Below are 7177 nucleotides of genomic sequence, written 5' to 3'. Positions count from 1 at the left end.
ACAGAATTTAAAAGCAGTAGATTATTACTTGAGTCTAAATCAGAAATATTTTTCCCTAAATATATAACAAGCACAGCTTTAGAAAGTTCTTTATCAAGCCAAGAGGTACAGTGCCCTGAAGTGAATCTTTTGGTAATTAATAATTGTGTGGTTTCGGGTTCTTGTTCAAGCTTCATTTTGAATGAGTTACTTTTTATCGAACAGTTTGGAACTGGCTGTACTAATAATCATAACTACAGTTCAGGAGGGCTCATTTCTCATAATAATTCGTTTGCAGTCGTGAAACAAAAAGAACTCAATTATATTGATAGCGGATTTTATTTGGGGGGGAATGGATCCTGGAATTATTACCACTGGTTGATTGAAATTTTGCCAAAACTTGAATATTACTTGTCAAGAGGTTTGCATAGCAAAGGAGTACCTTTGTTGCTTCCAAGTATTGTTGAGCACAATACGAACTTCAAGTTCTTACTTGATTCTATTTTAGGAACAGATTTCGATAATATAAATTACATTCCTTCAGAGTTCTGCACCGTTGTTAGGAACTTATACCACGTAACTCCCGTTAATAATATTCTGTTTAATGAAAGAATACTTGGCTTGGAATTATCAACTTTATTTATTAGATTTGAATCATTGTCATATTTAGTATCATCAATAGAGCGTTATGTAGGTGATGTTAGTATTAAAAGCGAGACACCAGAACGTATTTTTCTCGCTAGAAATAACTCACTTGCTAGGAGCTATAATCAAAATGAGTTAATTAAATACTTACTAACTAAAGGGTTTGAGGTGGTGCATACAGAAGATTTAGATATCAAGCAACAGGTTTCACTGTTTCGAAATGCGAAGTATATCGTTGGGCCGAGTGGTGCTTCATGGGCAAACCTTCTATTTTGCAACCCAGATAACAAGTGTAAAGCCTTATCCTGGTTGCCTGAGACAATTCGCACATTTCCTGCTTTCTCTACGCTAGCGAAATTTAGTGGGGTCGAACTCGCTTTTTTTCAAACATCATCTGACGATGCTAAGAATTTCCACGGAAAGTATCAAGTTGATATAGAGACATTCAAATCAAGTATTGAAGCAATGTTGGAGATACGAAACGTTAATTAATTGGTAATGTTTCTTATTTTCTATCACTTTATTTGCTTCAAACAGAACGACATACTTGAAATCGTTATCACTAAAAGCGAATAGAAAACACATTGTATTTAAAATATATTTTAGATTAATTCACACAGGTGAAGCTTGTATGGTAAGTAAACTTAAAGATCCTTGTATCCAGATATCTGTTGTCATTCCTTGTTTTAATCACTCTAAATATGTAGTCGAATGTATAAAATCCGTAGTCAATGCTTTTTCTGGTAAGTTACAGATTGTTTTTTGTGATGATTCATCGAGCGATGACTCATACAGTGTGGCTTATGATCTTCTAAAGGATATAACTAGCCAGAAAGACAATGTAAGTTATATTTGTCTCAGAAACAATACTAACATTGGAGTATGTACTACTCTTAACAGATGTTTATCTTATGCGACAGGTGTTTATGTCTATGTAATTGCGAGTGATGATTTTCTTTTACCTCGCTCTTTGGATAATGCTTATAAAAAAATTGAATCTGAGTGTGTCGATGCAATTATTCATGACTGTAGTGTTGTAGATGAAAACAGTAAAACTATTTATAATAGTGCTTTATTTGAATTTAGAAACTCAAGTAAACCACGACTAGAATCAGACCAGTTGGTATCTGAGATCGTCATGAATTGGACTATTCCAGGACCTTCTCTTTTATTAAAAAAATCAGTTTACGACGAAATTGGGCTCTACGACGTGAACTTACTAGCAGAGGACCGTGACTTCTATTTGAGATTATTGGCCTTCAAGAAAGTTAGATTTTCTGAACAGAAAATTGCTTGCTATAGAATCCACTCAAGTAATGCTTTTACCTCAACAAAATTTTCAACCAATATTCACAAAGAGCAGTCGGGGGTTAATTTTAAGTATAGAAAACATTTCTCGGGTATTTTAAAGATTTACTTGTTGTCATTTGGTGTTGATTATAAGTATGGTAGGAGCTTTCTTATGTCGTTAATCAGGAAGGTATTTTACTATACTATCCGTATAACGAAACTTAGCTAAGAATTTCGGATTGGTATATTTAATATGGTAACTCGAGTTTCAAGTTGTATTGCGTTCACTTATATTTTTATTGCACTTTTATTTCCTTACTTTAAGTTAGGTGGTGTAGTAATACCTTCGCTTGTTTTTTCTTACATTTTTCCTGTGTTGTATTTTTTTAAAAAAATAAACTTTGATTCAGAAGATAGGTACCTCTTTTTGTTGTGCTTAATAGGTGCTGTTATAGCTATTTTTGTCGGGTTCATTAGTGACTCCAAGTTTTCGTTAAGAATAGTTTTTGTCTATTTATTTGCTCCGTTTATATTTCTTTCTGCAAAAATATTTGTTGTGTTTTGTATTAAAAAAAATATCAGCTCTACTAATATTTATAGTATCGTAGTAAATGTTATTTTTGTTAATTCATTGTTTGTGCTTTTATTGAATTTAAATGTTATAAATGCGGATTTATTCTACAGCGTTATTCATACTAATCCACTTGTCTTCGATTATCCGATAACTAGGTATCCAGGGTTTGCATATGATGCATTCTCTTACCTCTCTGTTTTAAATGCATTTGGCCTATGTTTACTTTTACAATTGCATTTAAGTAGCAAACTTGATATCAGCGTATCGTTTATTATTAAATTCGTAATAATTATGGCTGCAATGATTTTTACTGGAAGAGCTGGTATTCTTGTTATTGTTCTTTTTACTTTGTATCAATCAATTAATTTTGTTTACAAAAAGCCTAGATTAGTACTTGCCCTGTTAACAATGACTTCTCTCTCATTATTTATTAGTTGGGGGGAATACGATTGGCTTAAGGACTGGGCTTTTGGTTTTATTTTTAATTTTATTAACGGTAATAAAGTTGTTGATTCATCAGTGACAGGCGTAATGTCGATGATATTTATTCCTGACAATGTGATAATTGGCGATGAAATCAATTTTCTATCAGTTCAAAGTGATTTAGGTTTTGTCAGGGTATTTAGCAGTCTGGGATTTTTAGGGTTGTTTCATATGTTTACATTTTTCTTGTTAATATTTTTTTCAGCTATAAAATATAATAATACATTCTTGTTGTTTTTAGTGTTAACCATCTTCATGCTAAACTTTAAGGATATCTATTTAGTCTCCCCTTATGGACATACGTTTCTTATGTTTTTAGTTTTATATGTAGGAAAACTCATGGATCGTAATAATGTTGTATCTGTCAAGTTAAATAATAAAGGTGATTATGCATAGTTCAATATTAGTGGAGATATTTATATCCACATACAATGGCGATAAGTATCTAGGGCAGCAACTTGACTCTTTACTTTCTCAGACTCACAAAAACCTGCTGATCACTATACGTGATGACGGCTCTACGGACAGAACTCTTGACATAATTAGTACTTATATAAAACGTTACCCTAAATTAATTAGGCTGATTCCTTCGACAGTTAACTTAGGTTCAACTAAAAGCTTCCTTACTTTACTTAATTCAGCTGCAGATGAATCGGTTTTATTCATGTTCTGTGATCAAGACGACGTATGGCTAGATGACAAAGTGTCGAACTCCATAGCGCACTTCTTTAATTCGGAATTTTTAGGCCCTGGGGTATCTTTCACAGATTTGACCGTAGTATCTTCTGATTTGACTATTATTCATAACTCGATGATGGAGTCGATGCGAATTAATCCAAGTGTGGTAGCGGCAAATACATGTAACTTGTTGTCTTTAAATACAGTAGCAGGCTGTACTATGACTATGAATAGGCATGTGCTAGATTTATTGGCAACATTTAAGTTTCCTCCCAAAGGGGTTGTGCATGATCACTGGATTTCAATAATAGTTTCACATTTTGGTCGAGTTGAGTACCTCGACAGGTCTGATATTCTATATAGGCAACATACCGAAAACCAAGTAGGAAGTCTTGTTGTTAATTACAAATACCTAATTGGGCGATTCAAGTCAATTGGTAAAACATTCACGCATGATCGCTCAATTTTAACTTCGTTGAAACCGCGAATTAGTCTCTCCCCGTTTTTGTGTCTGTTTTATAAGATTAAATCAAATCTTCAGAGGGTATTTTAACAAACGACTCTTAATCTTATTTTTATTTATCTATGTTTATTGATTATTAATCTCAGTTTTTATTCTTGCCTTAGGTTATACATGAAAAAAAATATTTACGTTGTTGGTACTGTTGGTTTGCCTGCTTGTTATGGTGGATTCGAATCATTAGTCGAGAATTTAACTAAAAATTCAAGTGAAGACATTAGTTATACAGTTTTTTGTTCAAGCCATTCATACTCGATTAGGAAAAGCCATTGTAATGGTGCTTCTCTTAGTTATTTGCCATTTAGTGCAAATGGTATTCAAAGTGTGCCGTACGATATTTTGTCACTTATACACTGTATATTTAAGAGGCCTGATGTTACGCTCATTCTTGGGGTGTCAGGTTGTGTGTTTTTACCCTTTTATCGGCTATTTTCTAAATCGAAAATAGTTACTAATATCGACGGACTAGAGTGGCGCCGCGACAAATGGGGTAAGTGGGCTAAAAGATTTTTGAAGTTTTCTGAATTAATGGCAGTGAAGTATTCTGACGTTATCATAACCGACAATAAGGCTATTGGTGACTATGTAGATACTGAGTATTCAAAAGAAAATGTTGTAATTGCTTATGGTGGCGACCATGCGATTATTGAAAACGGCGATGTTGAGCCTGAAAAAGATTATTTTTTAGCTTTATGCCGAATAGAGCCTGAAAATAATGTTGACATGATTTTGAAGGCTTTTGCAGGAAGTAAACATAAGCTAAAGTTTGTGGGGAATTGGGATACCAGCGAGTTTGGTCGGTTACTGAAAAAGCAGTACGAGGGTAACCCTAATATCGACATAGTTGATCCTATCTATGATGTTAGTAAACTATTTAGGATTAGAAGTGAGTGTATAGGCTATGTTCATGGGCACTCTGCCGGTGGGACTAATCCATCTCTCGTAGAGGCAATGCATTTTGAAAAGCCCATTTTTACTTTTGATTGTAATTTTAATCGATACAGTACCGAAGGCAAGGCATTGTACTTTGTTTCACCTGAAGACCTAATTACCAAAATTTCTTGTGCCACGAGTTTCGATTTAGCTAATATTGCAAAAAATATGAAGTTGGTTGCCGACAAGCGCTATACATGGAAAATTGTTAAGGAAATGTATGAGACGACTTATTTATAGTTTTTTTGACTAGCTCTATAGTATTAAAATCATTAGTACCGTTGTGTTTTTTTCCGACAATTTAATAGGTAAGGTATACAAGGAAGATTTAACGCTGTATCTAGCCTGTGCTTGATCCTGTTGAAAACACTTTCTCGTACTTTTACCTGTTTATTGATAGCAATGTAAATGCAAACGTAAATGTTTGCTCCTGCGGATTTCCGATTGTTGCTATTGGCACTTGACGAAGATTATATCATATCGGCGAAAGCACATTGCTATATCTGCGTTTAGCGGTATTAGATGCATTTAACTCTGTTACAGTTCAAATTTTGTTTTTTTCCCTAGCAGAATTGGAGATATGTCTAACTTAAGGTGTTGTAAATCGCCGTATTGGTAAGATTTTTGTTTCTTTTTGGTTTTCACTGTTATGCTCTGCTAATAAAATAGCTATACTATCTAGAAAGCAGTATTAACAAATATATCCTGTAAGACTTTCACTGTCATTCCTATCAAACTTATGGAAAAGATTTCATGCAATACGTAGTGCCGTTCATTACGGTGTTTTTTCTAACCTGCATTGCTATTAAAGTGCTAAATCCAATTGCGCAGCGGGTCGGCTTAGTTGACTTGCCTAATGATAGGAAAAAGCATGTCGGAGCGATTCCACTAATAGGTGGAATATCCATTTATTGTAGCGTATTGCTTGTATCAAGCATTGTTTTCGAGCAAAGTCAGCTATTCAATCTTTACCTGATTTCAGCAGCCCTTATACTTTTCTTGGGTGTATTAGATGATAAGTACGATCTTTCTGTCAGGGTTAGAATCGTGGCTCAGGTTATTACCGCTTCTATTTTGGTCTTTGGTGCAGGGCTCTATCTTACCTCTCTAGGCCACATTACTTACTTCTTCGAACTAAAGCTTGGATATGTTGGTATTCTCTTTACTGTGTTTGCAGTGATTGGTGCTATCAATGCGTTTAACATGGTTGATGGCATTGATGGCTTAGCTGGTATGTTGAGTCTAGTAACATTTTCAGCGCTGGCACTGTTGTTTTATTTGGTAGGTAATAGTTGGTTTATCCTACCGTTGCTGTTCATTGGGGCAATATTAGGGTACTTGTTATTTAACTTGCGCTGGCCTTTTGAAAGTATAGAAAAGATCTTTATGGGCGATGCTGGGAGCATGTTAATTGGATTGACTGTAGTTTGGTTATTAGTGATCGGGGTTGAGGCAAATACTCAAGCTTTAGCACCGGTTACAGCACTCTATCTTATTGGTATCCCATTAATGGATATGGCGGCTATTATGTACCGCCGTATTAAAAAGGGAATGTCTCCGTTTAAGCCTGATCGTGATCATTTGCACCACATATTTGAACGTGCTGGTTATAGCCGTAAGCAAACCCTGATTCGCATTACACTCATTTCAATCGCTTTAGCGGCAGTTGGTGTTTGCGGTGAATTGTTTCAGGTACCTGAGTCGATAATGTTTATCGGATTCTTAGTTATCTTTGCCGCCTATAACTGGGCGCTGGCTCATGTTTGGCAAATTCTAACTTGGCTTAGAAAATTTTAAATCTCCTTATCTCAAAAAGTTCTCTAGAGAAGAAATTTGCCTGTAGTACTTAATTGTTGTAAGTAAGCGATCTTGTTTCCTAAATCGGATGAAGCTTTTGCCGTTAGCGTGATCTAATCTCCCTAGGTGGCAACGTGGATGCAGTAAAATGTGAAAATCTAAGCATAAAATAACCAATTGGCCTCAGTACATCAAAGCACTCGTCAATCGTGGCTCTCTGACGTTCTGGATTTATGAGCAAGCGATTAAGTCTTGGCGACCCCCTGTGTCAGGATTGT

General features: G+C 35.0%; 6 protein-coding genes and 1 pseudogene. All 7 read left to right on the top strand.

What is annotated here, in order from left to right; all coding sequences use genetic code 11:
- Nucleotides 1-1116, top strand: a 1116-nt coding sequence (locus AB4238_RS22015; protein WP_372035728.1) for a DUF563 domain-containing protein, incomplete at its 5' end; no start/stop codon positions are given.
- Nucleotides 1117-1255: 139 nt separating this feature from the next.
- On the top strand, nt 1256-2143 hold the full coding sequence (locus tag AB4238_RS22010; protein WP_372035726.1) for a glycosyltransferase: 888 nt from the start codon (nt 1256-1258) through the stop codon (nt 2141-2143).
- A 24-nt stretch (nt 2144-2167) separates the two neighbouring features.
- On the top strand, nt 2168-3367 hold the full coding sequence (locus AB4238_RS22005; RefSeq protein WP_372035725.1) for a hypothetical protein: 1200 nt from the start codon (nt 2168-2170) through the stop codon (nt 3365-3367).
- The gene (locus tag AB4238_RS22000; protein ID WP_372035723.1) at nt 3360-4202 is read left to right on the top strand and encodes a glycosyltransferase family 2 protein; all 843 of its coding nucleotides are present in this window, start codon (nt 3360-3362) and stop codon (nt 4200-4202) included. Before AB4238_RS22005 ends, AB4238_RS22000 begins: the two co-directional genes overlap by 8 nt.
- Before the next feature lie 81 nt (nt 4203-4283).
- Entirely contained in the window at nt 4284-5342 is a 1059-nt protein-coding gene (locus tag AB4238_RS21995) for a DUF1972 domain-containing protein (protein ID WP_372035721.1), read from the top strand.
- A gap of 513 nt (nt 5343-5855) precedes the next feature.
- A complete protein-coding gene (gene wecA / locus AB4238_RS21990) occupies nt 5856-6899 on the top strand; it encodes a UDP-N-acetylglucosamine--undecaprenyl-phosphate N-acetylglucosaminephosphotransferase (protein WP_372035719.1) in 1044 nt (347 codons plus the stop codon).
- Between the two features lie 169 nt (nt 6900-7068).
- A pseudogene (locus AB4238_RS21985) lies at nt 7069-7177 on the top strand (IS5/IS1182 family transposase); the annotation flags it as partial.

Source organism: Shewanella sp. 10N.286.45.A1 (genome assembly GCF_041470405.1).
Taxonomy (GTDB): domain Bacteria; phylum Pseudomonadota; class Gammaproteobacteria; order Enterobacterales; family Shewanellaceae; genus Shewanella.
This window is presented reverse-complemented; position numbering and strand designations above follow the sequence as displayed.